The organism is Arthrobacter sp., assembly GCF_048266065.1.
Taxonomy (GTDB): domain Bacteria; phylum Actinomycetota; class Actinomycetes; order Actinomycetales; family Micrococcaceae; genus Arthrobacter_H.
Genome location: NZ_JBLXAH010000009.1, coordinates 119,003 through 143,214 on the forward strand (window position 1 = coordinate 119,003; position 24,212 = coordinate 143,214).

A 24,212-nucleotide genomic window follows, 5' to 3' on the forward strand; every position below is an offset into this window, starting at 1 on the left:
GCCCCCGACCAGAAGTCGGGGGCCGGGGCCAATTTGACGTGGCGTGAACCGGTTGGGCTACTTCACCCCGGACATCAGGGCCTTGATGGGCTTCACGGAAGCCGCCAGGGCGATGCCCAGGACGATCGAGGTGGCGCCGAGCACCAGGAAGTAGGGGACCTCGTTGCCCTCGGTGTAGAAGCCGGCCAGGATTCCGGCCAGGGTCGTTCCCAGGGAGACCGAGAGGTAGAACAAGGCAACCATCTGGGTGGTGAAGGCGACCGGGGCCAGCTTCGTGGCAACTGACAGGCCGATGGGGCTGAGCAGCAACTCGGCCATGGTGAACAGGAACAGGATCCCGGCCAGGGCCAGCAACGGCGTCTTCTCCAGCGAGTTCAACGGGATGAACACCAGGAAGGCGATGCCCATGACCACCAGCGCGCCGCCGAATTTCAGCGGCGTCGAGGGCTGCTTGTCACCCATCTTGGTCCAGATGCCTGCAAAGACAGCGGCGAAGATGATGATGAACACGGGGTTGATGGACTGGGTCCAGCTCGCCGGCATTTCCCATCCGAAGAAGTTGCGGTCCAGGCGCTGCTCCGAATAGACGGCGATGAAGGTGAACTGCTGCTGGAACAGGGCCCAGAACGCCGCCGAGGCGATGTAGAGCGGGATGAACGCCGTGACACGGCGGCGTTCGGTGCCGTCGACCTTCTTGGAGCCCAGGATGACGACGAAGTAGATCACCGATGCGGCGACCACGACGATGGCGATGGTCGTCGCCAGGTTGTCGGCGTGCACGAGGCCGGTGGTGAGCAGGACGATGATGACGGCGATGCCGATCAGCACGCCGATGCCGTAGCGAATGCGCAGGTTCCCGGGCAGGGGATCGGTGACGTGGTGCGTCGAAGCGGGCAGCTTCTTGCGGCCCAATGCGTAGATGGTCAGCCCGATCGCCATGCCGATCGCCGCCAGGCCGAAGCCGTAGTGGAAGCCCAGCCGGGTCTGGAGCAGGCCGGTGAGCAGCGGGCCAATCAAGGCACCGGTGTTCACGCCCATGTAGAAGATGGAGAAGCCCGCATCCCGGCGGTTGTCCTTCTCGGCATACAGCGAGCCGACCAGCGTCGTTGCCGTTGCCTTCAGGCCGCCCGATCCGAGGGCCACCAGCAGCAGGCCGACCGTCAGGCCGACGACGCCGGGAAGCACCGCCAGGGCAATGTGGCCGCACATGATCATGATGGCCGTATAGAAGAGCACGCGCTCGGATCCGAAGAGCCGGTCCGCGACCCAGGCGCCGAAGATGGTGCTGAGGTAGACGGTGCCGCCATAGGCGCCGACCAGGCTCAGGGACAGCCCCTGGTCCAGGCCCAGGCCGCCCTTGGACACCTCGAAGTACATGTAATAGGCGAGGATGCCCTGCATGCCGTAGAAGGAGAAGCGCTCCCACATCTCGACGTTGAAGAGGTTGAAGAGCATCCGGGGGTGGCCAAAGAAGGTCTTTCCGGCCGGTTCCCGCGTGGTATTCAATGAGGTCATTTACAGTATTTTGCGCTTGTGTGTCCCAAAACGCCTACTTCAGTGAAGTGAATCACATTCCGTTGGAGGCATGCGTTAGCTGGGCCGCCAGGGCGAGCAGATCGCGTTCCGATCCATTCGCCCCAGTCAGCTGGATGCCCATGGACAACCCGTTCGGTGTGTGCAGCGTCGGCACGGTGACCGCCGGGGTCCCGGCGACATTGACCACCGAGGTGTACGGCGTATAACGGCACTGCAACTCGTAGTCGAAGTCGGCATCGTGTTGGGTGTACCAGCCGATCGGCCGCGGGGTCTGCGCCATGGCGGGCGTCAACACGGCGTCGTAGCGGCCCCATTGGGCCCGGCAGTCCTCGGCGATCTTCTGCAGGATGGCGGCGGCCTCGCGTTTGTCCGCCTCGGGGCGGGCGATGGCCCGGGCCCTGAACGTGCGGGTGAGCTCCATCAGCGCCGGTGCTGCCTCCTCCGGCAGGCCCGCCTCGGCCAGTCCCGCCGTCCAGATGGCCTGGAAGGCCTCCGGGTAGCGGTTGTCGTACCGGATGTCGGCCTCCTCGACCCGGTGCCCGGCCGCTTCCAGCATCTCCACCCCGGCCTGCAGGGCCGCTTCGGCGGTGGGGTCCAGGGTGATCGGGTAGCGGCCGTCGAACGGCGAGGCGCGGGTCAGCCCGATCCGCAACGGGCGGCCGTCGGCCGGACGTGCGCGCCGTGCTGCTTCCAGATATCCGCCGGTGCCGGTCATCGCCTCCAGCAGCAATCCGGCATCCTCGGCGGTGCGCGTCAGCGGGCCGGAGACCACGAAGCGTGGTGCGCCGAACCGATCCACCCGTCCGTTGGCCAGGTCGGCGGGAACCGTTCCGAACCCCGGCTTCAAGCCGATGAGGCCGCACGCCGACGCCGGGATGCGGACCGAGCCGCCCCCATCGTTCCCGGGGGCGAAGGGCAGCAGGCGTGCCGCGACCGCCGCAGCGCTGCCACCCGATGAACCGCCGGGGGACAACGTGGGATCCAACGGGTTGCGGGCCGGCGGGGCGATGAGGTTCTCCGAATAGCAGTTCAGCCCGAACTCGGGGATCTGCGTCTTGCCCAGCGACAGGGCACCCGCGGCACGCAGCCGGGCCACCAGCGGGCTGTCCTCGCTCGCCGTCGGGTGCGGGACGGCGGCGCTGCCGAACGTGGTCGGCACGCCCTGGACGTCCCAGAGGTCCTTGTAGGCCAGCGGCATCCCGTGCAGTGCGGGCAGGGGGGAGCCGGTCGCCCGGGCCCGCGCACCGGCGTCGTCAGCGGCGTCGGCGTCGGCCAGTGCCCGCTCCGCGGTCACGGTGGTGAAGCTGCCCAGCCGCGGATTCTGCTCCTGGATCCGGGCCAGGAAGTGTTCGGTGGCCTCCCGGGAGGACACCTCGCCGGAGGCGATCAGGTCCCGGAGTTCGACGGCGGTGCGATCGTGCAGTGCCCCGCTGGCGGTGGCCGGGTGGTCGGCGGCGCCCATCAGTGGTTTCCTCCCCTGTCGTGTTCGTCATCGCGGTCGCGTTGGAAGACCAGGACCACCGAGCGCAGCGCCAGGATGAAGCCCATGAACAACAGCACATAGCCGAAGAACGCATGCGTCCTGACGTTTTCGGTGATGAAGGGGCCGGTGTCGGTGGTGATGAGGATGATCGCCGCCAGGGTCGCTGCGCCGGCCAGCAGGGCGACGACGACCTGCTGGACCAGCCGGTTCAGGAAGCCCCGGTCCGCGGGATGGGCCAGGACGCGGACGTTGACGGAGAGCCGGCCGCGCTCGATGTCCTCGGTGATCTTGTTCAGCCGCCGCGGCCATTCGCGCAGCGTCGGCAACAACTGCATGGCCCGGATCTCCAGTTCGTCCTTCAGGGTCCCGGGGGTGAACTGGGCGCCGATGATCTTCCGGCCGGCTTCCCGGGCCGCTGCCACGACGTTCAACGCCGGGTCGATCAGGCCCAGGGTCCCCTCCAGGGCCCCGAGGGCGCGCAGCGCGGCGGCGACCTGCGGGGGCACGGAAAAACCATGGCGGACGATCAGGGCGAACAGGGCGGTGAACATCTCCGAACCGCCGTGCCCGCCGAAGCCGTTGCGGTAGCGCACCAGCAACTGGCCCAGGGACCGCTCGAAACCGCGTTCGTCGAAGTCCTCGGGTCGGTCCAGCAACCCCAACAGGGCATCGGTGGCCAGCTGGTTGTCGTTCTTGTCGATGGAGAACAGCAACATGTTCAACGATTGCTGGCTCGCCGGGTCCAGCCGCCCCACGGCACCGAAGTCCAGCAGGGCCAGGCCGCCCTCGCGGGTGATGAAGATGTTGCCCGGATGCAGGTCGGCGTGGAAGACACCGTCCCCGGAGATCTGGTGCAGGGTGGCGCCAAGCAGTTCCCCGGCGAGTTCGCGCCGTCGTTCAGGGCCCCACTGCTGGAGGGCGGCGCCCGCGGAACCGACGGGCTGGCCGTCGAGTTCGTCCATCACCAGCAGCCGGGGTCCGCTGAATTCGGAGTGCACGCGCGGGACGGTGACGTCGAAGTCACGCAGGGAGGATTCGATGGCCAGCATGTTCTCGGCCTCGACACCGTAGTTCAGTTCCTCGCCGAGGGACTCGGAGAAGCCGTGGGCCAGGGTCGAGACGCCGAGGCGGCGGGCCCAGGGGGCGGAACGCTCCAGCCAGCCGGCGATCTGCACGACGATGGCCCGGTCGCGTTCGACCTGCTTCAGGGCCGAGGGACGCTGGACCTTGACCACCACGCGGGTGCCGTCATGGAGGGTGGCGCGGTGCACCTGGGCGACCGAGGCGGAGGCCAGGGGTTCGTGGTCGATGGACGCGAACGCCTCCTGGGGCGGCAGGCCCAGGCTCTCGGCCAGGGCCGCCTCCATGACGGGCCAGGGTTCCGGCGTCGCCTGCGTCTGCAGGTGGGACAGTTCGCGGATGTAGGGCTCGGAGAGCAGGTCGCGGCGGGCGGAGAGCATCTGGCCCAGCTTCACGAACGTCACGCCGGCCTCGTTCAGTGCCTCGCGCAGGGCGCGCGCCGTCTGGTCCTCGCGGGCCTCGGCGTGCCGCCGGTTCAGGCCCCGTGCCTGGGCCAGCAGTCCGTGGCGGACCGCAATGCGCATGACCTGGAAGTACCGGGCGCTGTGCGAACGGCGCGTCTTCCAGCCGGTGAACAGGCGGACCGGGGAGGGCAGGGTACCGGTGGGGAAGGTGATCTCCAGGACCATCAGCAGGGCCACCCCGAGGGCGAAGACCCAGATCAGGGCCAGCGCGGCGAACATCAGCGCGACGGCGGGGGAGACCTGCAACTGCGTCCCGTCCTGGACGTAGGCCGCCCGGAAGAGATAGCGCACCACGAAGCTCAGCCCCAGCGACATGAGCAGCCCGACGGCGATGGACCGGGGCCAGCCCACCGGGACCCCGAGCACGCGGCGGGAGACACCGGCGACGATCCACGCCTGCAGGCCCAGGAACACCGCGCCGAGGACGACTGTCAACGTCCAGCCGACGCCGTCCAACGCTGCCATGCCGGTAGCGGATTCCATAGCGGCCCTTCATCTTTCGGGGGAGCGGTCCGTACCCACTATAGGCTGGGGGCCTCAGCAGGAAACCGCAGGAAGGATGGACCATGAGCGAGTTCGAGACGGTCGAGGTGACCGGTGTTCCGGCCGGTGCGAAGGTGCTGGATGTCCGCGAGGACTACGAGTGGGTCGAGGGCCACGCGGCGGGGGCCGTGCACATCCCGATGGGGGAGCTGCCCGCGCGCCTGGAGGAGCTGGACCCGGACGAGGACACCTACGTCATCTGCCGCACCGGCGGGCGTTCGGCCCAGGTGGCCGGATGGCTGGTCGGGCAGGGGTACACCGCGTTCAACATCGCAGGTGGCAGCGGGGCCTGGCTTGAGGCCGGCCTGCCGCTGGCCAGCGAGAACGGGCAGGAGCCCACCGTCCGATGAAGTACACCTACCTGGGGCCGGCGGGGACGTTCACCGAACAGGCCCTGTTGCAGGTCCCGGGGGTCCAGGAGGGCGAACGCGTGCCCGCCACGAGCGTGAACCTGGCCCTGCAGCTGGTGCGCGACGGCGACGCCGACGCGGCCATGGTGCCGATCGAGAATTCGGTCGAAGGCGGGGTCTCGGCGACGCTCGATGCCATCGCCCGGGGTGGGGCCCTGCAGATCGTCCGTGAGGTCCTGGTGCCGATCACGTTCGTGCTGGTGGCCCGGGAGGGCATCACCGACGTGTCCCAGATCAGGACCGTATCGACACATGGCCACGCGATCGCCCAGTGCCGGGGGTGGGTCGAAACCCATCTGCCGGGGGCCGAGTTCGTTCCGGCATCCTCGACGGCCGCCGGCGCCCTGGGCCTGCTGGACCCCGACTGCCGCTACGATGCGGCCATCTGCTCGCCCCTGGTGCTCGAGCAGAACCCGCTGAACCTGGTGCGGCGCGGTGTGGAGGACAACACCGGGGCGGTCACGCGCTTCGTGCTGGTCACCCGCCCGGGAGCCGTCCCGCCGCCGACGGGAAACGACAAGACGACGGTGGTCATTCCGTTGCCCGAGGACCATCCGGGGGCACTGATGGGCATCCTGGAGCAATTCGCCGCCCGCGGGGTCAACCTCAGCCGGATCGAATCGCGTCCCACGGGCCAGGGCCTGGGGTCCTACTTCTTCTCCGTCGACGTCGAGGGGCACCTCGCCGAGGCCCGGGTGGCCGATGCCCTGGCCGGGTTGCACCGGATCAGCCCCGACATCCGGTTCCTGGGGTCCTACCCCAGCGCGACGGAACTGGACCAGCCGGCTCCTTCGCCGGCCCGGCACAACACCGACGAGGCGTTTGCCCGGGCCCATGCGTGGGTCAGGATGCTGCGGGGACACGGCGCCTGAGCCCTGCGGGCCGGCCGGGGCCTGTCAGTAGGCCGGGACGCGGACCCTGAGCCCGAGGGGCACGGTGGTCACCGTGACCGCCCGGATCTCGCCGGTGGTGTCCCCATCGAGCTGGGAACCGATGTCCTCCTGGGCCTCGATGCGGATCCGCTTCGCCTGGAAGTATTCGATGACGGGGATGGCGCGCCGGTGCCGCAGCGCGGTCTTCGCCGCGATCCACGCCCACCCCACCGCGGACCGGGGGCTCATGACCACCAGGTCCAGCACCCCGTCGTCGACCTTGGCGTCGGGGACGAAGTCGAGTCCGGCCTGCAGCTTCCCGGCGTTGGCGAAGATCACCGAGCGGATATTGCGCTCCAGGGGTTCGCCGTCGTCCAGGGTGATGGTCACCGGCCGCCGCTTGCCCGGCAGGTGGCGCATCCCGGCCTCGGCGTAGGCCAGTGGGCCGACCATCGCCTTGAGGTCATCACGGGTGTCGGCCATCATCTCCGCGTCGGTGCCGATGCCGGCCATGACCAGGAAGATGTTGGTGTCGGTGGTGCCGTCGGTCCGCTCCAACTCGATCCGGGCGGCGTCGATGCCGCGGGTGCGCCCCTGCAGCGCCGTGTGCACGCAGGCGCCCAGGTCCTCGACGTCGAATCCGAGGTTGCGGGCCAGCAGGTTTCCGGTTCCCAGGGGCAGGATCCCCAGGGAGGCCCGGGTGCCGGTGAGGACCTCGCCGACGGCGCGGACCGTCCCGTCGCCACCCGCGGCGATGACGATCTCGCAGCCGCCATCCAGTGCCTGGCGGGCCATCCCGTAACCGGGGTCCTCGACAGTGGTCTCCAGGACCAGGGGCTCATCCAGCCCCGCGGACGCCCACGCGAGCAACAGGGCAGAACGCGTGGAATCGGCGTCGGGCTTGGAGGGGTTGATCACCACCGCGGTGCGGGACGTGCTGGCCAGGGCGTCGGAGACCACGGGGGTCGAGGCGATGCCGTGGACCTTGACCCGCAGGCGACCGACGGCGACCAGGCTTGCCGCCGCGATGAGCAGGGCGACGACGACAAGGATGAGTGAGAGGTATTCGATGGTCATGGTGCCCCTTACGATAGCGGGGATTCGGTAACCTGTTGTGGTGATCGACGTTAAAGAGCTCGTAGAGCAGCCCGCAGCATTCCGTGACTCCCAGCGCTTCCGTGGTGCCGACGAATCAGTGGTGGATCGGATCATCGCCGCCGACGCAGCCCGGCGCAACGCCATCACCAGTTTCGAGAACCTGCGGGCCGAGCAGAACGCGTTCGGCAAGAAGGTCGCCGCCGCGAAGGGCGAGGAGAAGGCTGCCCTGCTGGCCGAGGTGAAGGAACTCGCGGCACGGGTGAAGGCCGAACAGGCGACCGCCGACGCCGCCGCGGACGAGCTGACTGCGCTGCAGCGCTCCGTGCCCAACCTCATCCAGGAAGGTGCCCCCGCCGGGGGCGAGGACGACTTCACCGTCGTGAAGACCGTGGGCACGCCCCGCGATTTCACCGCCGACGGCTTCGAGCCGCGTGACCACCTGGAACTGGGCGAGCTGCTCGGGGCCATCGACATGGAACGCGGCGCCAAGGTCTCCGGCTCGCGCTTCTACTTCCTCAAGGGCGTCGGCGCCCGGCTGGAAATCGCCCTGCTGAACATGGCGCTGGACCAGGCGGTGTCCAACGGCTTCATCCCGATGATCACCCCGACGCTGGTCCGCCCCGAGACCATGCAGGGCACCGGGTTCGATGTGGAGCACGACGACGAGATCTACCGGCTCGAACGCGACGACCTCTACCTGACCGGCACCTCGGAGGTCGCGCTCGCCGGCTACCACGCCGACGAGATCCTCGACCTCTCCGCCGGACCCACCCGCTACGCCGGCTGGTCCTCCTGCTACCGGCGCGAGGCCGGATCCGCCGGGAAGGACACCCGCGGCATCATCCGCGTCCACCAGTTCAACAAGCTGGAGATGTTCGTCTACTGCTCCGTCGAGGACGCCGCCGCCGAGCACCAGCGGCTGCTGGCCTGGGAAGAGGAGATGCTGGCCAAGGTCGAACTGCCCTACCGGGTCATCGACACGGCGGCCGGCGACCTGGGCATGAGTGCGGCCCGCAAGTTCGACTGCGAGGCCTGGGTCCCCACGCAGGATGCCTACCGCGAGCTGACCTCCACCTCGAACTGCACCACGTTCCAGGCCCGTCGACTGAACATCCGCGAACGCTCCGTCGGCGCCGACGGCAAGCCGGGCAAGACCCGCGCCGTGGCCACCCTCAACGGCACCCTGGCGACGACCCGGTGGATCGTGGCGATCCTGGAACACCACCAGAACGCCGACGGATCCGTCAATGTGCCCGCCGCGCTGCGCCCGTACTTGGGCGGACTGGAGGTCCTGCCGGTCCTCTGACCTGCAGTCCACCCGTGCGGCGCGTCCGTCCCCGAGGGGGCGGGCGCGCCGTCGGTTAACCGGTTCTTTGCCGAAGTGTTCGAAGACGTTCACCGTCGACTGTGACCCGGTCGATGTCCATCCGCCGGCGGGAATGTTTGACTAGAGTCATGACCATGACATTGAATACCGGCACCGAAGACCGGCGACTGACCACCCACCAGAAGATGGTGTGCCTGGACGTTGACGGCACGCTCGTTGACCACGACGGACACATGTCCGATGCCGTCCGGGAGGCCGCCCGCGGCATCGTCGACGCCGGCCACGAGGTGATCGTCTCCACCGGCCGCTCCCTCGGGGCCACGCTGCCCGTCGTCCAGCTCTTGGGCATCGACACCGGGTATGCGGTCTGCAGCAACGGCGGCGTGACGGTGCGCATCGACACCACCTTGCCGAACGGGTACCAGGTGCTGGACCGCAGGACCTTCGACCCGGCCCCGGCCCTGCGTGCCCTGCGCGATGCGCTGCCGACCGCCAAGTACGCGCTGGAGGACGACGAGGGCAACTTCCTGTCCACCGAACGCTTCCAGGACGCCAGCTTCGGCGTCGAGGCCCAGGCCGTTCCGTTCGAACGGCTCACCGAGGCGACGGCGGTGCGCCTGGTCGTGTTCTCCACCGACTCGTCCTCCGAGGAGTTCGGCGAGGCGGTCCGTGCCATTGGCCTGCACGGCGTCACCTACTCCGTCGGCTGGACCGCCTGGCTGGACATCGCAGCCGAGGGCATCACCAAGGCCAGCGCCATCGAGGCCCTGCGCGGTGAGCTGGGCTACGCCCGCCAGGACACCGTGGCCGTTGGGGACGGGCGCAACGACATCGAGATGCTCGGATGGGCCGGCCGCGGCGTGGCCATGGGGCAGGCCCCCGACGAGGTCAAGGCGGCCGCCGACGAGGTCACCGCCTCGGTCGACGAGGACGGGCTGGCGCAGGTGCTCCACAGCCTGCTGTAGGCACAGCGGCCCAGGAGCCCTGTTACGGGCCGAAGAGGCCGATCACCGAATCCGCGACCTCCACCGTCACCACGATCGGCCGCCACCCCATGGGGAGCGCTCCTCCTGGGGGTGCCCCTCACGGATTGCGCCCCCCACTGGCTGGCCCCCGGTCTCCATTGACGTGTCTGGGGCCTCCGGAGTGGCCCGGACAGCGGTTGACCTTGACGTAACGTCAATGAATACGCTGGCCTGACCGAGACGAAAGGAGGCCGGCGATGGACTGGTCGATCCAGCAGATCGCTGCGCTGGCTGGCACCACCAGCCGGACCCTGCGCCACTACGACGACATCGGGTTGCTCCCGCCGAGCCGCATCGCCGCCAACGGCTACCGGCACTATGACGCCGAGGCCCTGCACCGCCTGCAACGGATCCTGCTCCTACGCGAGCTCGGTCTGGGATTGCCCGCCATTGCGGGGATCCTTGACCGGCCAGTGGGGACCGCCGAGGCGTTGGGAGCACACGTGGACTGGCTCCGGCAGGAACGAGCCCGCCTGGACCGGCAGATCGCCTCGGTGGAACACACCATCACCACCATCACCGAAGGAGGGGTCGCGATGCCCCGGGACATGTTTGACGGATTTGACCACACAGCGCACCGCGAGGAGGTCGAGCGACGCTGGGGGAAGGAGGCCTACACCCGTGGCGACTCCTGGTGGCGGAGCCTGGACGCCCCAGGGAAGCAGGCCTGGCAGCAGCGGGTGGCCGAACTGTCCGCCGACTGGGCCGACGCCGCCACCCGCGGCATCGACCTGGCTTCCGCCGAGGCGCAGGAGCTCGCGCGCCGGCATGTCGAATGGCTGGCCTCGGTCCCCGGAACGCCCGGTAGCGAGCCCGGCGGCAACCTGCGCGGCTACGTGACCGGCCTCGGCCAGATGTATGTCGACGATCCGCGCTTCGGGGCCAACTACGGTGGGACCGAGGGGGCGACCTTCGTGCGTGACGCGCTGGCGGTCTACGCCGAACGCGAGTTGTAGAAGCCGAGCAGCATCGGCAGTCCGGCCATGTCCTCGAACGGGGTGGCGCCGGCCTCCCTCAGGTCTTCGGCCGCCGCCAGGCCGCCGGCGAAACCGAACACCTCCATGCCGGCGGCGCGTGCTGCCAGGACACCGTTGACGCTGTCCTCGACCACGACGCAGTCCGTGGGGGCGATTCCCTCGCTGGCGGCGGCGTGGAGGAAGACATCCGGCCAGGGCTTGCCCCGTTCGACGTCCTCTGCCGAGTAAAGGTGCCCGGCGAACCGGTCCAACAAGCCCGTGACCCCCAGCGTGTGGTCCATGCGGGCATGCGTTCCGGAGGAGGCCACGCAGGAGCGGACCCCGCTGGACTCCACGGCGTCCAGGACCGCCACCACGCCGGGAACCGGGGTCAGTTCGCGATCGAACGCCGCCCGGGTCTCGGCGGTGGCCCGCTCATCGAATTCCAGGGCCCGTTCCGGGCCGAGCAGCTGTGTCAGCAACGCGAAGCTGTCCGCATCGGATCGGCCCATGAAGGCGGCGACGACCTCGGCCTGCGTGTGGGGATGGCCCATGGCGGTGAGCGTCCTGGCCTCGATGGCCGTCGCCAGGCGTTCGGTGTCGACCAGCACGCCGTCGCAATCGAAGATGAGAAGCCCGGGACGCCCTCCGTCGGCGCCCGTGTCCACCGGGCTCACCGGCCGGGGTCGTAGGGATAGGCGGCTGCCGGAAGCTCTGCGGGGCCCGCGACCAGGGCCAGGAGCCGCGCCACTGCCGGTCGGCAGGCCCATTCCTCGTTCCAGTTGGAGCGCACCACTGCCTTGGAGACGGCCTGTGTTGTGATGCCCAGCTCGGCGGCGATGGCCTTTTGCTGTCCGCGGACCCCGGGGATCATCAGATCCAGCACCGACCACTCGGCCTCGGTGCGCGTGGTGACGATCTGCCCGACGAGCCGGGCAATGGCCTCCGCCTCGGCGGCCACGTCCGCATCCGGCCCGTCGATGGCCAACGGAATGCGTTCCCCGGTCTTCTGCGCCCTGTTCACCGCACGGCGGGCATAAACCAGGCCGAAGCCCTCGGCGTCGCTGATCGATGCCGGAAACGGCAATTGCACGGGTCCGACCCCGATGCCGACATGCCAACGGTGTTGCCGCAGGGCGATCAGTGCGGCGTCGAGCGCGTTCGAGGGATCGGCCACGACGCCGATGGCCTCGTCGCCGAAGGAGCGCTGGAAGGGCACCAGCGCCGGGACGGGATCGAGGGCGCGGATCAGGTCCTCGACGCGGTCCCCGGCCTCCCGTGAATCCCGTTGGTTGATGGTGAGGACGAACATGGCACCAGTCTGCCCGATGATCAACCGATTTCGATTGATTCCGGGGGCGTGCCGTCGTCGGGGCAGGGCGTCGTGGCCCGGTCCGCGGTCCGGCTGCCGATGCGGCGCGGCGGGGTGAGCTCGACGATCGTCCAGCGCAGGAAGAATTGCGTGGAGGGTCCGATGAGCAGTGCGTAGGCGACGGTCCCCAGGCCGACGGTCCCGCCCAGCAGCCAGCCGATGGCCAGCACGGTCACCTCGATGCCGGTGCGGATCAGGCGCAGGCTCCACCCGGTGCGCAGATGCAGGCCGGTCATCAGCCCGTCGCGCGGGCCGGCACCAAACTGGCTGCCGATGTACAGGGCGCCACCGAGGCCGTTGACGAGCAAGGCGACGACGATCACCGCAATCTGCAGCACCAGTCCGTGGATCTCCGGGAGCAGCCAGAGCGTGAAGTCCGCGGAAACGCCGATCCAGATGGCGTTGGCGATCGTGCCCAGGCCGGGCCACTGGCGCAACGGGATCCAGGCCAGCAGCACCAGCAGGCCCACGATGATGATGATCGTGCCCAGGCTCAGCGGGATGTGCCGCGCCAGGCCCAGGTGCAACACGTCCCAGGGCGCCACGCCGAGCCCTGCCCGGACAAAGGCCCCCATGGCCACCCCGAAGAACGTGAGCCCGATGAACAGGCGTACCAGCCGGGAGGGCAGGCGCCCGGCGCGGAGTTGCTGCAGCGGTGTCAGGGGGAGCAATGCGGGGCGGGTCGTGGACGGCATGGTTCCATTCTCGCGAAGAATGGCCTTGGAATGAATAGCCAATTTTAGGATAATGGCCACATGACGCCACCGGCCCGCCGCCTGCCCGCAGCCCGACTTCGTAGCATGCTCGGCGCACCGGACGCCGATCGCCCGGCGTACGCCTGGTTGGCCGACGGGATCCGGCAGCTCGTGGCCAACGGGCGGGTCATGCACGGTACGGCCTTGCCCAGCGAGCGTGACCTCGTGGCCGCCGTCGGCTTGAGCCGGACCACTGTCTCGAGGGCGTATGCGGAACTACGCGATCGAGGGTTTGCCAGCGCCAAGGTGGGATCCGGCACGGTGGTCAGGGTTCCCGGCGGACCCGCCAGCGGTGGAGCGGAACCCCTGCCGATCGGAGCGCGCGGCCTGGCCGCCGACGAGAGGTCGATCGACCTGACCTGCGCCGCACCGGCCGCTCCGCTGGGTCTGGCCGACGAGTATGCCACCGCCCTGGACCAGTTGCCGGCCTACATCGGCGGCATGGGGTACTACCCGCTGGGGGTGCCGGCGCTCCGCGAGGCGATCGCCAACCACTACTCGGGCCGGGGGCTGCCGACCGACCCCGAACAGGTGATCGTGACGGCCGGGGCCCTGGCCGGAATCGCCACGGTGGCCCGGGCCATCCTCGGGCGCGGGGCGACGGTGCTCGCCGAGAGCCCGTCCTATCCCAACAGCGTGTTGTCGTTGCGCCGCCAAGGTGTGCGGATGGCGCCGGTCCCGATCGGCCCGGACGGCACCGACCTCGACGTGGTCGGTCACGCCCTGCGCGCCACGGGTGCCGCAGCGATGTTATGCCTGCCCGATTTCCACAACCCCACCGGGACCCTGTTGGGTAATGCCGGGCGCGAGCGTTGGGCGCACGAACTCCAGGCCGCGGGCACAGTGGGGATCGTCGACGAGACCTCCGCGGCACTCTGGCTGGACCAGGCCCCGGATGTCCTGCCCATGGCGGCGTTCGGGGACCGGGTCTTCACCGTCGGCAGCTCCAGCAAGTCGCATTGGGGTGGTTTGAGGCTGGGCTGGATCCGCGCCCCGCGCTCTGAGGCGGCCGGCGTGGCCCAAGCGCGGATGACCTTGGATCTGGGTGTTCCGCTACTCGAGCAGCTGGTCCTGGCGCGCGTGCTGGAGCGCTCTTCCGGTCTGGTCCCGGAGACCCGGGAGCGCTTGCGGGCGAACCGGGACTGGCTTCATGCCGGGGTGTCCCGGCTGCCCGGCTGGAGCATCCGGCGTCCGGCCGGCGGGCTGTCCCTCTGGTGCAACCTGCCCTCGGCATCCTCCACCGCGCTCGCCGCCGAGACCGCACGGCACGGGGTGCTGCTCGCGCCCGGTTCGACCTTCGCCGTGGAGGATCACGGCCTGGAACGGTGGATCCGCGTGCCCTATGCCCTGCCCCGGGAAGACCTGGAACGAGCACTGCCGGTCATCACCTCGGCGTGGGAACGGATCGCCCGCTGACCCGGGTTTGAAGGGGCCCGGACACACCGCGGGGTGCGTTGGAAGCTGCTCCAACGCACCCCGGGACGGCTCCGTCCGGCTGCTAGTCGACGTCGCGGCCCTGCGGCTCGTCGTCCTCGGACTCCTGGCCGGCCTTCGCGAATCGTTCGATGGAGCGGGCGAGCTCGGCCTCGGCGGCCTCGCGGCCCTCCCAGCCCTCGTTCTTGACCCACTTGCCCGGTTCCAGGTCCTTGTAGCGGGTGAAGAAGTGCTCGATCTCCTTGACCAGCCACTCGTCGAGGTCCTCGAGCTCCTGGATGTGGTCGAAGCGCTTGTCGGCCGGAACGCAGACCAGCTTGGCGTCGCCGCCGCCGTCGTCGGTCATGTTGAACACGCCGACCGGGCGGGATTCCACGAGCACGCCGGGGATCAGCTCGACACCGGGCAGGAAGACCAGCGCGTCCAGCGGGTCGCCGTCCTCGCCCAGGGTGTCCTCGAAGTAGCCGTAGTTCGTCGGGTACTGCATGGAGGTGAACAACACACGGTCCAGCCGCAGGCGGTGCGTCTCATGATCGATCTCGTACTTGACGCGCGATCCCGTGGGGATCTCGATGGTGACGTCATGGTTCATGGGGGTCCTCGACTTTCGTGCTGCGGGGCGGCAGCGAACGGAATCCGGCCGCGCGCCGTCTAGGCTTAAAGCTACTGCCCCCAGACTATATGGCGGCGCCGGGCAACCACTAGTTGAGGAACAAGCCGATGAAACGCGCGATGCGGACGCTCACGTCCCTGCTGCTGGTGGTGGTGTTGGGGACCCTGGTGGGCGTGCTGGCACTGAACCTGCTGCCGGTGCTCCTGCCGAAGCCCGCCGCCTCGGCCCCCGCGCCCGCCCTGGACCCGTCGGTGGCACCGAGCGTGGCCGCGGCAACCGCAACGGCGATGGAGCCGCTGCATGGCCAGGGCCGGCTGCCGGACGCGGCAACGCTGAAGAAGAAGCTCGACGCCGCCTTTGCGAAGACGAAGGGCGGGGACTTCACCGCCGAGGTCACCGACGTGGCCACCGGGCAGCAGCTCTACAGCCGCCACGGGAGCGAAACCAGCGCCCCGGCGTCGAACCTGAAGATCCTGACGGCAGTCGCTGCCCTGAAGCAGCTGGGCGGGGAGACGACCTTGCCGACGACGACGATGCTGGGACCCGGCGACTCGGTGGTGCTCGTCGGTGGCGGGGATGTGCTGCTCGGCGCCGGGGCATCGGAACCGGATGCCACCGTCAGCCGCGCCGGCCTGGGGACGCTGGCCACCCGGACCGCCGCAGCGCTTTTCGCCTCCGGCCACTTCGCCGCCGGATCAACGACCGAGCTCAACGTCGTGCTCGATGACACCCTCTTCACCGGCGCAACCCTGAACCCCGTATGGGACGAATCGCTGATGACGACCTCGAACATCACTGCCGTGCAGCCACTGGCCATGTACGGTGCGCGCCGGGACTCCCGGCCCACGAGCACGCGCGTGGAGGATCCCGCCATGACGGCCGCCACCGTCTTCCGGGCCGCGCTGCAGAAGGCGGTGGCCGCCGAGTCGAAGAAGACGGCGGCCTCGCCCTCCTCCTCGTCCGCCTCCGCCGAGCCCACCGCCGGGCAGTCATCAGCTGCGGCGTCCACTGCGGCCGACGCCCGTCCGCCCAAGATCTCCATCGCCTCCCAGGTGGTCCGGGGCGAGGCGGGCACCGAAGCGCGGCGGCTGGCCGTGGTCCATTCCGCCCCGGTCGTGGACCAGCTGGCCTTCATGGGGAAGGAATCGGACAACTACGTCGCCGAGGCCATGGGGCGGTTGGCGGCGGTTGCCGCGGGACGCCCGGCGACGTTTGGCGGCGCGACGGACACGCTGCGGGCCACCGCGGCCGGCCTCGGCGTCGATGTGGAGGGCCTGTCCCTGGCGGACGCCTCGGGCCTGTCGGACCACAACCGCATCTCTCCGCGCCAACTCACCGGGATCATCCGCGCCGCCGCGACCTCGAAGGACCCCGACCTGCGCGAGGTCTCCTACCTGCTGCCGATCTCCGGGGCCACCGGGACGCTGGAGCACCGCCTGACGTCGGCGGCGACCCGGGGGGAGGTCCGCGCCAAGACGGGAACACTGACCGGAACCGCGACCCTGGGCGGCACCGCCGTCACCGCTGACGGGCGGGTCCTGGCGTTCGCGTTCTTCGGCCACGGGTTCGGTGCCCTGGACCCGGCGCGGGCCGGACTGGACCGGGCCGCCACGGTCCTGGTCGGATGCGGCTGTACCACCTAGGTGCCGGCCCGTGATCTGATGGGAGGCATGGAGACTTCCGCCACGAGTACGCAACTCATCAACTGGGACGTTGCCGGCGGCACGGCCGAGCGGCTGGTCGGTCCCGGCCCGAAGCTCACCGCCGCCCAGATCGGCGGTGTCGTCGCGGATCTGCGCGCCAAGGCCGACGCGTCCGTCGAACATGTCCACCGCATCACCGGGCTCGACGCCGCCCGCGACCTGCGCGACTCCACGGTCCTGGTCGTGGACCGTGGCACCTGGGCCCGCGCCAACGTCCAGAGCTACCAGGGCCTGCTGGCCCCGGCCATGGAACGGCTGGCCGCCTCCCAGAAGACCAAGATGTCCCCGGCAGCCGTGGCCGTCGGCGGCGGTGCAGCGGGGGTCGAACTCGGTGGCATCCTCGCGTTCCTCTCCTCCAAGGTCCTGGGGCAGTACGATCCGTTCTCCGGGCTCCTCGGCGACGGACCCGCCGGCGGCCGGCTGCTCCTGGTCGCCCCCAACATCGTGGAGATCGAACGCGAACTGCACGTGGATCCGCAGGACTTCAGGCTCTGGGTCTGCCTGCACGAGCAGACCCACCGCGTCCAGTTCGCCGCAGCCCCGTGGCTGCGCAACCACCTCCAGGACACCATCGCCGAGATGACCGGCGGGCTGCTGGACGCCCCGGGCGGCTTCGCCGAACGGCTCAAGACGGCAGCCCAGGACGCGATGGCGGCATTCAACGCCAAACGACGCCAGCGCACGACGGCGCCGGGCACCTCGGTGGACGAGACCCCTTCCACGGGGCTGCTCTCCGTCCTGCAGGATCCCGAGGGGCAGGCACTGCTCAGCCACCTGACCGCCGTCATGTCACTGCTGGAAGGCCACGCCAACGTGGTGATGGACGCGGTCGACGCCTCCATCGTGCCAACCGTGAAGACCATCCGCCAACGATTCAACGCCCGCGGCGGCAGCCGGGGGCCGGTCGATGCCTGGATCCGCAGGTTCCTGGGCCTGGACGCCAAGATGCGCCAGTACCGCGACGGCCAGCGCTTCGTGAACGCAGTGGTCCGCGAGATCGGCATGGACGGGTTCAACGCCGTGTGGGAGCGCGTCGAGAACCTGCCCAGCGAACATGAACTCCACCACCCGCGCGAGTGGATCGACCGCGTGGCACCCCACCCGGCAGCGTAGCGGTGGGCGGCCACCTGCCCCCCGTGCTCGCCAGCGCCCGCCGCGCCGTCGCCGACGCGGTGCGCACCGCCCACGCACCGGGGACCCGGCCCTTCGTCCTCGTCGCCTGCAGCGGCGGGGCCGACTCGCTGGCACTCGCGGCGGCCACCGCCTTCCTCGCCCGGACCGGCCGGTTGCGGGCCGGCGCGATCGTGGTGGACCACGGGCTGCAGGACGGTAGCGCCGAAGTGGCCTCCACCGCGGCCGGCCAGCTGCGCGGCCTCGGACTGGACCCCGTGGCAGTTCAGCGCGTCGACCCGGAAACCACCACCGAGGCCGGTGCCCGGACCGCCCGGTACGCCGCCTTCGAACGGGCGCTCGCCGACACCGGTGCCACGGCCATCCTGCTCGGCCATACCCTGGATGACCAGGCCGAGCAGGTGCTGCTGGGCCTGGCCCGCGGCTCGGGCACCCGCTCACTGGCCGGCATGCCCGCCGCCCGCGGCCCCTACCTGCGGCCGCTGCTTCACCTGCGGCGGGCCGACACCGAGGCGATCTGCGCGCACGAGCGCCTGGAGTACTGGGTGGATCCGACCAACGCTGACACCACGCTGCTGCGCAACCGCGTGCGGCACCAGCTGTTGCCGGCACTGGATGACGCCCTGGGCCCCGGGCTGGCCGAGGCACTGGCCCGCACCGCACAACTGGCCCGCCGGGACGCCGACCACCTGGACGCCGCCGCCGAGACGGCCCTGGCCCGGGTGGTGCGTTCGGCGCCGGGGGAGGTCCCCGTGGTGCTGGACCTGCCGGGCCTGCGCGCGCTCGACGACGCCCTGCTCTCCCGGGTGCTGCGCACCGCCGTCGTGCTCTGTGGGGCGCCGGCTCCCGATTTCGAACGGACCATGGCCCTGGAGCGGCTGGTCCACGGTGCCGGATCCGCTGGACCGATCCAGCTCGACGGGCACGCGCACGCCACCCGGCACCGGGCGGGCACCCATCCCGGATCCGCCCGCGCGGTGGTCGTTCTCGATGGTCCCGGTTCTGCGCTTCAGGCCTCTCTGTGGCAATCTTGAACCCTCAGGCGCACTCCCTCTGAGCCGCTGCGCAGGCACAACCGAGCACAGGAGCCATTCGTGGATTCGAACGACGTCACCGCCGACCTGGCACACGTTCTGTACACCAAGGAAGAGATCCAGGAGAAGATCAACGAGCTGGCCGCCCGGATCGACGCGGACTACGCCGGCCGCGACATCCTGGTGGTGGGCGTGCTCAAGGGCGCGGTGATGGTCATGGCCGACCTGGTGCGGGCCCTGCACTCCCACGTCTCGATGGACTGGATGGCCGTCTCCTCCTACGGTTCGGGCACCCAGTCCTCCGGTGTGGTGCGCATCCTGAAGGACCTCGACACGGACCTGCTGGGCAAGCACGTGCTCATCGTCGAGGACATCATCGACTCCGGCCTGACCCTGTCCTGGCTCAAGGCCAACCTGATCTCCCGCGGCCCGGCCTCGGTGGAGATCTGCACGCTGCTGCGCAAGCCCAAGGCCGCAAAGGTGGAGATCGACGTGAAGTACGTCGGCATGGAGATCCCCAACGAGTTCGTGGTCGGCTTCGGACTGGACTTCGACGAGAAGTACCGCAACCTGGACTTCATCGGCACGCTCGCCCCGCACGTCTACGAGTAACACCGCGGCGGCGGGATCCTTACGCCATCAGGGGAACTCCCCGGCGCGCTCAAGCGTGTACGGGGGTGAGAGTGTACTGATGGTAGTACTCACGAAACATCCGGGCGCGCCGTCGTCCGCGACCAGGAGGGATGGGGGTCGGGCCCCCAACGCATGAACGTCAAGAAGATCTTCAACAGCTGGGCCGTGTGGGTCCTCATCGGCGTGGCCGTGCTGCTCCTGTTCCTTCCGACCCTCACTTCGGGGAACAACGGAAAAGTCGACACCAGCGTCGGGCTGCAACTGCTGCACGAGAACAAGGCCACCGAGGCCAAGATCTTCGACGGCGACCAGCGGGTGGACCTGTCCCTGAAGAACGACTTCACCCTCGACGGCGACAACAAGGGCAAGAAGGTCTCCTTCTACTACTCCACAGCCCGCGCCGACGATGTGGTCAAGGCCGTCGACGACGCCTCCCTCAAGGGCTTCACCGACCAGCCGGTCCAGAGCAACTGGTTCATGAGCATGCTGGGCTTCATCATCCCCTTCCTGCTCATCGCCCTGGTTTTCTGGTGGCTGCTCTCCCGGGCCCAGGGTGGCGGTTCGAAGGTCATGCAGTTCGGCAAGTCCAAGGCCAAGCTGATCACCAAGGACATGCCCCAGGTGACCTTCGTGGACGTTGCCGGCGCCGAGGAAGCCGTCGAGGAACTGCACGAAATCAAGGAATTCCTGCAGGAACCCGCCAAGTTCCAGGCCGTCGGCGCCAAGATCCCCAAGGGCGTGCTGCTGTACGGCCCCCCGGGCACTGGCAAGACCCTGCTGGCCAAGGCGGTCGCCGGCGAGGCCGGCGTGCCGTTCTACTCGATCTCCGGTTCGGACTTCGTGGAGATGTTCGTCGGCGTCGGCGCCTCCCGGGTGCGTGACCTCTTCGAACAGGCCAAGACCAACTCCCCGGCCATCATCTTCGTCGACGAGATCGACGCCGTCGGCCGCCACCGCGGTGCCGGCGTCGGCGGCGGCAACGACGAACGCGAACAGACCCTGAACCAGCTCCTGGTGGAGATGGACGGCTTCGACGCGAACACCAACGTCATCCTCATCGCCGCCACGAACCGCCCCGATGTGCTGGACCCCGCGCTGCTGCGTCCGGGCCGCTTCGACCGGCAGATCCCCGTGGAGGCCCCCGACCTGGCCGGTCGCGAGCAGATCCTGAACGTGCATGCCCAGGGAAAGCCGATGGCCGAGAACGTCGACCTGAAGGCCGTGGCGAAGAAGACCCCGGGATACACCGGCGCCGACCTGGCCAACGTGCTCAACGAGGCGGCCCTGCTGACCGCCCGCTCCAACGCCCAACTCATCGACGACCGCGCCCTCGACGAGGCGATCGACCGCGTCATGGCCGGGCCGCAGAAGCGCTCGCGCCTGATGAAGGAACACGAACGCAAGATCACCGCGTACCACGAGGGCGGCCACGCACTCGTTGCCGCTGCCATGCGCCAGACTGCTCCCGTCACGAAGGTCACCATCCTTCCCCGCGGCCGCGCCCTGGGCTACACGATGGTGGTCCCCGAGGATGACAAGTACTCGGTGACCCGCAACGAGCTGCTGGACCAGATGGCCTACGCCATGGGCGGCCGCGTGGCCGAGGAGATCATCTTCCACGACCCCTCCACCGGCGCCTCGAACGACATCGAAAAGGCCACCGGGACCGCCCGCAAGATGGTCACCCAGTACGGCATGAGCGAGCGCATCGGCGCCGTGAAGCTGGGCAACGCCGGGGGCGAGCCGTTCATGGGCCGCGAGGGCGGCGCCGAACGCGACTACTCCGATGCCATGGCCGGTGTGATCGACGAGGAGGTCCGCTCCCTGATCGACGACGCCCACGACGAGGCCTACGCGGTGCTGACGCAGAACCGCCACGTCCTGGACCGCCTGGCGCTGGCCCTGCTGGAAAAGGAGACGCTGAACCAGAAGGAACTGGCCGAGGTCTTCCACGACATCGTCAAGCGCCCCGAACGCGACGTCTGGCTCTCCAAGGCCAGCCGCCCTGTGCACCCCGAGGGCCCGGTCCAGTCGCCGCTGGAACGCCGTCAGGCCGCCGAACGCGCTGCCTCCGGCGAGCCCGCTCCCGCCGAGGGCGAAGGCCACCCGGACAGCATCGTCGACCCGGGATCGGGCCCCGCGCTGCCCGGCGGAAACCCCGGACCGGACGCCGGCGGTGACGGCGGATTCGGCGACGGAAATGCCCCCGGCGGCACCGGCCAGCCGGGGCCCGGCCACCTCGGCTGACCCGTCGCAGGCTAGGATCGGAACTGTGAGCACCTTTGATGAAGAGGACACCGTCGTGTCCGGATCAGCCAGTCCCGTGGACCAGGAACGCATTGCCCGTGCAGTGCGTGAAATCCTCGAAGCCATTGGCGAAGACCCCGATCGTGACGGCCTGGTGGATACCCCGAAACGGGTTGCCAAGGCCTACACGGAGTTCTTCGCCGGCCTGCACCAGGATCCGGCGGAGCTGCTCTCGACCACGTTCGACATCGACCATGACGAGCTGGTGCTGGTCAAGGACATCCCGTTCTACTCCACCTGCGAGCACCATCTGGTGCCCTTCCACGGCAGCGCGCACATCGGGTACATCCCCGGGCGTGACGGCAAGGTCACCGGCCTGAGCAAACTGGCCCGGCTGGTGGAGCTCTATGCCCGCCGCCCGCAGGTCCAGGAACGCCTGACCACACAGATCGTGATGGCCCTGATGGAGCACCTGCAGCCGCGCGGGGCCATCGTCGTCGTCGAATGCGAACACATGTGCATGTCCATGCGCGGCGTGCGGAAACCCGGCGCCAAGACCGTCACCAGTGCCGTGCGCGGCCAACTGCGTGAACCGGCCACGCGCTCCGAGGCCATGAGCCTCATTCTCGGAAAGTAGGTCACCATGTCCCTCGGAGCAGTCCCCGGAACCGGACCCGCCACCTCACCCCTGCCCGTCGTCCGCGCGGTCAAGACCCCCAAGACCGTCCGCGACCTGCCCACCGACCGCACCCTGGTCATGGGCATCCTGAACGTCACCCAGGACTCCTTCAGCGACGGGGGCAAGTACCTGAAGGCCGACGACGCCATCCAGCACGGCCTGCGCATGCTCTATGCCGGCGCCGACATCATCGACGTCGGCGGCGAATCAACCCGTCCCGGCGCCGACTACGTGGACCCGGCCGAGGAGCAGGAACGGATCGTCCCGGTCGTCTCCACGCTGGTCAAGGCAGGTGCGGTCGTCTCCATCGACACCATGCACACCTCCACCGCCCGCGCCGCCCTCGAGGCGGGTGCCCACATCGTCAACGACGTCTCCGGGTTGACCCACGAGGCTGACATGCCGAAGCTCGTTGCCGAATTCAAGGTCCCCTACGTGTTGATGCACCGCCGCGGCGACCAGAAGTCCATGGTCACCGAGGCCAGGTACGACGACGTCGTCGCGGAAGTCATCGGGGAGCTGCAGGGGGTGCGGGACACCTTCCGCGCGGCGGGTGTCGACGACGAGCAGATCGTCCTGGACCCGGGGCTGGGCTTCGCCAAGGACCCCGAACACAACTGGGCGCTGCTGCGGGCCATCCCCGAGTTGAAGGCGTTGGGCCACAAGGTCCTCATCGGCACCTCCCGCAAGCGGTTCCTCGGATCCCTGCTCAGCGAGGGCGGCAAGCCGGCGGCCCCCGCCGAACGCGACGTGGCCACCGCTGCCACGAGCGCCCTCGCCGCGATGGCCGGTGCCTGGTGCGTGCGGGTGCACGACGTCGAGGGAACCATCGACGCGCTGAAGGTGGCCCGTGCCTGGGCCCACCCGACGACGGCGGCCGCCACGACGACGGCCGCGGCGGGACGCTGACCATGGCCACCCGGCAGCCGGTGGAAGCCCCACGCGGCGGGTGGGACCGGATCGCGGTCAACGGGATCACGGCCATCGGGCACCATGGGGTCTTCGAGCACGAGAAGCGCAACGGCCAGCCATTTGTCGTCGACGTCGTGCTGCACACCGACAACCGGGCGGCCGAGGCATCCGACGACGTCGCCGACACCGCCCACTACGGGGTGCTCGCCGAACGCGTCACCGAGGTGATCGCCTCCGGGCCCTACGACCTCATCGAGAAGCTGGCCGGTGAACTGGCCTCCATGGTCCTCGCCGAATTCGACGTCGCTGCCGTGGACATCACCGTACACAAGCCCCAGGCCCCCATCGAGGTCCCGTTCGGCGACGTGAGCGTCCACATCCACCGGGAACGCGCATGAACACCCCCGTCCGCGCGGTGCTGGCCCTGGGCAGCAACCTGGGCGCCCGTTCCACGACGCTGTCCGAGGCGGTCGACGAGCTCGTGGCCGATCCGGCGGTCCGGCTGTGCCGGGTCTCCGACGTCGTGCAGACGAAGCCGGTGGGAGGACCCTCGGGGCAGCCCGATTTCCTGAACCTGGTGCTGGAGGTCGAGACGACGCTGGCCCCGCTGGAGTTGCTGCGCCACTGCCAGGCGGTCGAACAGCGCCATCACCGCACCCGTGAGGTGCGGTGGGGGCCGCGCACCCTGGACGTCGACGTCATCACTTATGCGGACACCACCTCCGACGACGAGGTGCTCACCCTGCCCCACCCCCGTGCAGCGGAACGCGCCTTCGTGCTCCAACCCTGGGCCTGGATGGACCCCCAGGCCCGTCTGGGCAGCGAACTGGTCGCCGACCTGGCCGCGCGCGCCGCGGACCGGGACGGGCTGTCCGTCTACGTCCCCGACGAGGACGGCTGAGGCC

General features: G+C 69.5%; 23 protein-coding genes. 15 read left to right on the forward strand and 8 right to left on the reverse strand.

The window, feature by feature from the left end; all coding sequences use genetic code 11:
• Positions 1-57: 57 nt before the first annotated feature.
• From ACN0TP_RS15035 to ACN0TP_RS15045, 3 genes are read right to left on the reverse strand one after another with little or no spacing between them, the layout of a single operon-like run.
• Positions 58-1,515 carry a peptide MFS transporter gene (locus ACN0TP_RS15035; protein WP_417220220.1) on the reverse strand — a complete coding sequence of 486 codons (1,458 nt, stop codon included), beginning with the start codon at positions 1,513-1,515 and terminating at the stop codon, positions 58-60.
• A 52-nt stretch (positions 1,516-1,567) separates the two neighbouring features.
• On the reverse strand, positions 1,568-2,998 hold the full coding sequence (locus ACN0TP_RS15040; RefSeq protein ID WP_417220221.1) for an amidase: 1,431 nt from the start codon (positions 2,996-2,998) through the stop codon (positions 1,568-1,570).
• Positions 2,998-5,046, reverse strand: coding sequence for an ABC1 kinase family protein (locus ACN0TP_RS15045; RefSeq protein WP_417220223.1), 2,049 nt, complete (start codon positions 5,044-5,046; stop codon positions 2,998-3,000). The genes ACN0TP_RS15040 and ACN0TP_RS15045 overlap by 1 nt, the downstream gene beginning before the upstream one ends.
• A gap of 83 nt (positions 5,047-5,129) precedes the next feature.
• Here ACN0TP_RS15045 and ACN0TP_RS15050 point away from each other — a divergent pair, with 83 nt between their 5' ends.
• Both ACN0TP_RS15050 and pheA read left to right on the forward strand, forming a co-directional pair.
• Positions 5,130-5,456 (forward strand): rhodanese-like domain-containing protein, encoded by a 327-nt coding sequence (locus ACN0TP_RS15050; RefSeq protein WP_417220225.1) that lies wholly within the window; start codon positions 5,130-5,132, stop codon positions 5,454-5,456.
• Positions 5,453-6,388, forward strand: coding sequence for a prephenate dehydratase (gene pheA, locus ACN0TP_RS15055; protein WP_417220227.1), 936 nt, complete (start codon positions 5,453-5,455; stop codon positions 6,386-6,388). Before ACN0TP_RS15050 ends, pheA begins: the two co-directional genes overlap by 4 nt.
• Before the next feature lie 24 nt (positions 6,389-6,412).
• On the opposite strand, the gene ACN0TP_RS15060 is transcribed toward pheA, so the two are convergent.
• Positions 6,413-7,465, reverse strand: a complete 1,053-nt coding sequence (locus tag ACN0TP_RS15060) for a diacylglycerol/lipid kinase family protein (RefSeq protein WP_417220228.1) — start codon at positions 7,463-7,465, stop codon at positions 6,413-6,415.
• Positions 7,466-7,505: 40 nt separating this feature from the next.
• Here ACN0TP_RS15060 and serS point away from each other — a divergent pair, with 40 nt between their 5' ends.
• The 3 genes from serS to ACN0TP_RS15075 all read left to right on the forward strand — a co-directional run bounded on the left by serS (position 7,506) and on the right by ACN0TP_RS15075 (position 10,794).
• Positions 7,506-8,792 (forward strand): serine--tRNA ligase, encoded by a 1,287-nt coding sequence (gene serS, locus ACN0TP_RS15065; protein ID WP_417220230.1) that lies wholly within the window; start codon positions 7,506-7,508, stop codon positions 8,790-8,792.
• Between the two features lie 155 nt (positions 8,793-8,947).
• A complete protein-coding gene (locus ACN0TP_RS15070) occupies positions 8,948-9,778 on the forward strand; it encodes an HAD family hydrolase (protein ID WP_417220232.1) in 831 nt (276 codons plus the stop codon).
• 257 nt (positions 9,779-10,035) lie between these two features.
• The gene (locus ACN0TP_RS15075; protein WP_417220234.1) at positions 10,036-10,794 is read left to right on the forward strand and encodes a MerR family transcriptional regulator; all 759 of its coding nucleotides are present in this window, start codon (positions 10,036-10,038) and stop codon (positions 10,792-10,794) included.
• Here the strand turns inward: ACN0TP_RS15075 and ACN0TP_RS15080 are convergent.
• The 3 genes from ACN0TP_RS15080 to ACN0TP_RS15090 are packed head-to-tail and all read right to left on the reverse strand — an operon-like array spanning position 10,773 to position 12,861.
• A complete protein-coding gene (locus tag ACN0TP_RS15080; RefSeq protein ID WP_417220236.1) occupies positions 10,773-11,471 on the reverse strand; it encodes an HAD family hydrolase in 699 nt (232 codons plus the stop codon). The genes ACN0TP_RS15075 and ACN0TP_RS15080 overlap by 22 nt on opposite strands.
• Positions 11,468-12,106: a hypothetical protein gene (locus tag ACN0TP_RS15085; RefSeq protein WP_417220238.1), complete on the reverse strand. Its 639-nt coding sequence runs from the start codon at positions 12,104-12,106 to the stop codon at positions 11,468-11,470. The genes ACN0TP_RS15080 and ACN0TP_RS15085 overlap by 4 nt, the downstream gene beginning before the upstream one ends.
• Before the next feature lie 20 nt (positions 12,107-12,126).
• On the reverse strand, positions 12,127-12,861 hold the full coding sequence (locus tag ACN0TP_RS15090) for a YczE/YyaS/YitT family protein (protein ID WP_417220239.1): 735 nt from the start codon (positions 12,859-12,861) through the stop codon (positions 12,127-12,129).
• 60 nt (positions 12,862-12,921) lie between these two features.
• Here ACN0TP_RS15090 and ACN0TP_RS15095 point away from each other — a divergent pair, with 60 nt between their 5' ends.
• A complete protein-coding gene (locus ACN0TP_RS15095; RefSeq protein WP_417220241.1) occupies positions 12,922-14,337 on the forward strand; it encodes a PLP-dependent aminotransferase family protein in 1,416 nt (471 codons plus the stop codon).
• An 82-nt stretch (positions 14,338-14,419) separates the two neighbouring features.
• On the opposite strand, the gene ACN0TP_RS15100 is transcribed toward ACN0TP_RS15095, so the two are convergent.
• Entirely contained in the window at positions 14,420-14,947 is a 528-nt protein-coding gene (locus ACN0TP_RS15100) for an inorganic diphosphatase (protein ID WP_417220243.1), read from the reverse strand.
• A gap of 128 nt (positions 14,948-15,075) precedes the next feature.
• On the opposite strand from ACN0TP_RS15100, the gene dacB reads away from it, so the two are divergent.
• The 9 genes from dacB to folK all read left to right on the forward strand — a co-directional run bounded on the left by dacB (position 15,076) and on the right by folK (position 24,208).
• On the forward strand, positions 15,076-16,611 hold the full coding sequence (gene dacB, locus ACN0TP_RS15105) for a D-alanyl-D-alanine carboxypeptidase/D-alanyl-D-alanine-endopeptidase (RefSeq protein WP_417220244.1): 1,536 nt from the start codon (positions 15,076-15,078) through the stop codon (positions 16,609-16,611).
• Between the two features lie 27 nt (positions 16,612-16,638).
• A complete protein-coding gene (locus ACN0TP_RS15110; RefSeq protein WP_417220246.1) occupies positions 16,639-17,784 on the forward strand; it encodes a zinc-dependent metalloprotease in 1,146 nt (381 codons plus the stop codon).
• A gap of 23 nt (positions 17,785-17,807) precedes the next feature.
• Positions 17,808-18,836 (forward strand): tRNA lysidine(34) synthetase TilS, encoded by a 1,029-nt coding sequence (tilS, locus tag ACN0TP_RS15115; RefSeq protein WP_417220248.1) that lies wholly within the window; start codon positions 17,808-17,810, stop codon positions 18,834-18,836.
• Positions 18,837-18,896: 60 nt separating this feature from the next.
• Positions 18,897-19,448, forward strand: a complete 552-nt coding sequence (gene hpt / locus ACN0TP_RS15120; RefSeq protein ID WP_417220250.1) for a hypoxanthine phosphoribosyltransferase — start codon at positions 18,897-18,899, stop codon at positions 19,446-19,448.
• Positions 19,449-19,601: 153 nt separating this feature from the next.
• On the forward strand, positions 19,602-21,716 hold the full coding sequence (gene ftsH, locus ACN0TP_RS15125) for an ATP-dependent zinc metalloprotease FtsH (RefSeq protein WP_417220252.1): 2,115 nt from the start codon (positions 19,602-19,604) through the stop codon (positions 21,714-21,716).
• A gap of 25 nt (positions 21,717-21,741) precedes the next feature.
• The gene (folE, locus tag ACN0TP_RS15130) at positions 21,742-22,353 is read left to right on the forward strand and encodes a GTP cyclohydrolase I FolE (protein WP_417220254.1); all 612 of its coding nucleotides are present in this window, start codon (positions 21,742-21,744) and stop codon (positions 22,351-22,353) included.
• A gap of 6 nt (positions 22,354-22,359) precedes the next feature.
• Positions 22,360-23,304 (forward strand): dihydropteroate synthase, encoded by a 945-nt coding sequence (folP, locus tag ACN0TP_RS15135; RefSeq protein WP_417220255.1) that lies wholly within the window; start codon positions 22,360-22,362, stop codon positions 23,302-23,304.
• 2 nt (positions 23,305-23,306) lie between these two features.
• Positions 23,307-23,705: a dihydroneopterin aldolase gene (gene folB, locus ACN0TP_RS15140; RefSeq protein WP_417220256.1), complete on the forward strand. Its 399-nt coding sequence runs from the start codon at positions 23,307-23,309 to the stop codon at positions 23,703-23,705.
• Positions 23,702-24,208 (forward strand): 2-amino-4-hydroxy-6-hydroxymethyldihydropteridine diphosphokinase, encoded by a 507-nt coding sequence (folK, locus tag ACN0TP_RS15145; RefSeq protein ID WP_417220258.1) that lies wholly within the window; start codon positions 23,702-23,704, stop codon positions 24,206-24,208. The genes folB and folK overlap by 4 nt, the downstream gene beginning before the upstream one ends.
• The last annotated feature ends 4 nt before the right edge of the window (positions 24,209-24,212 follow it).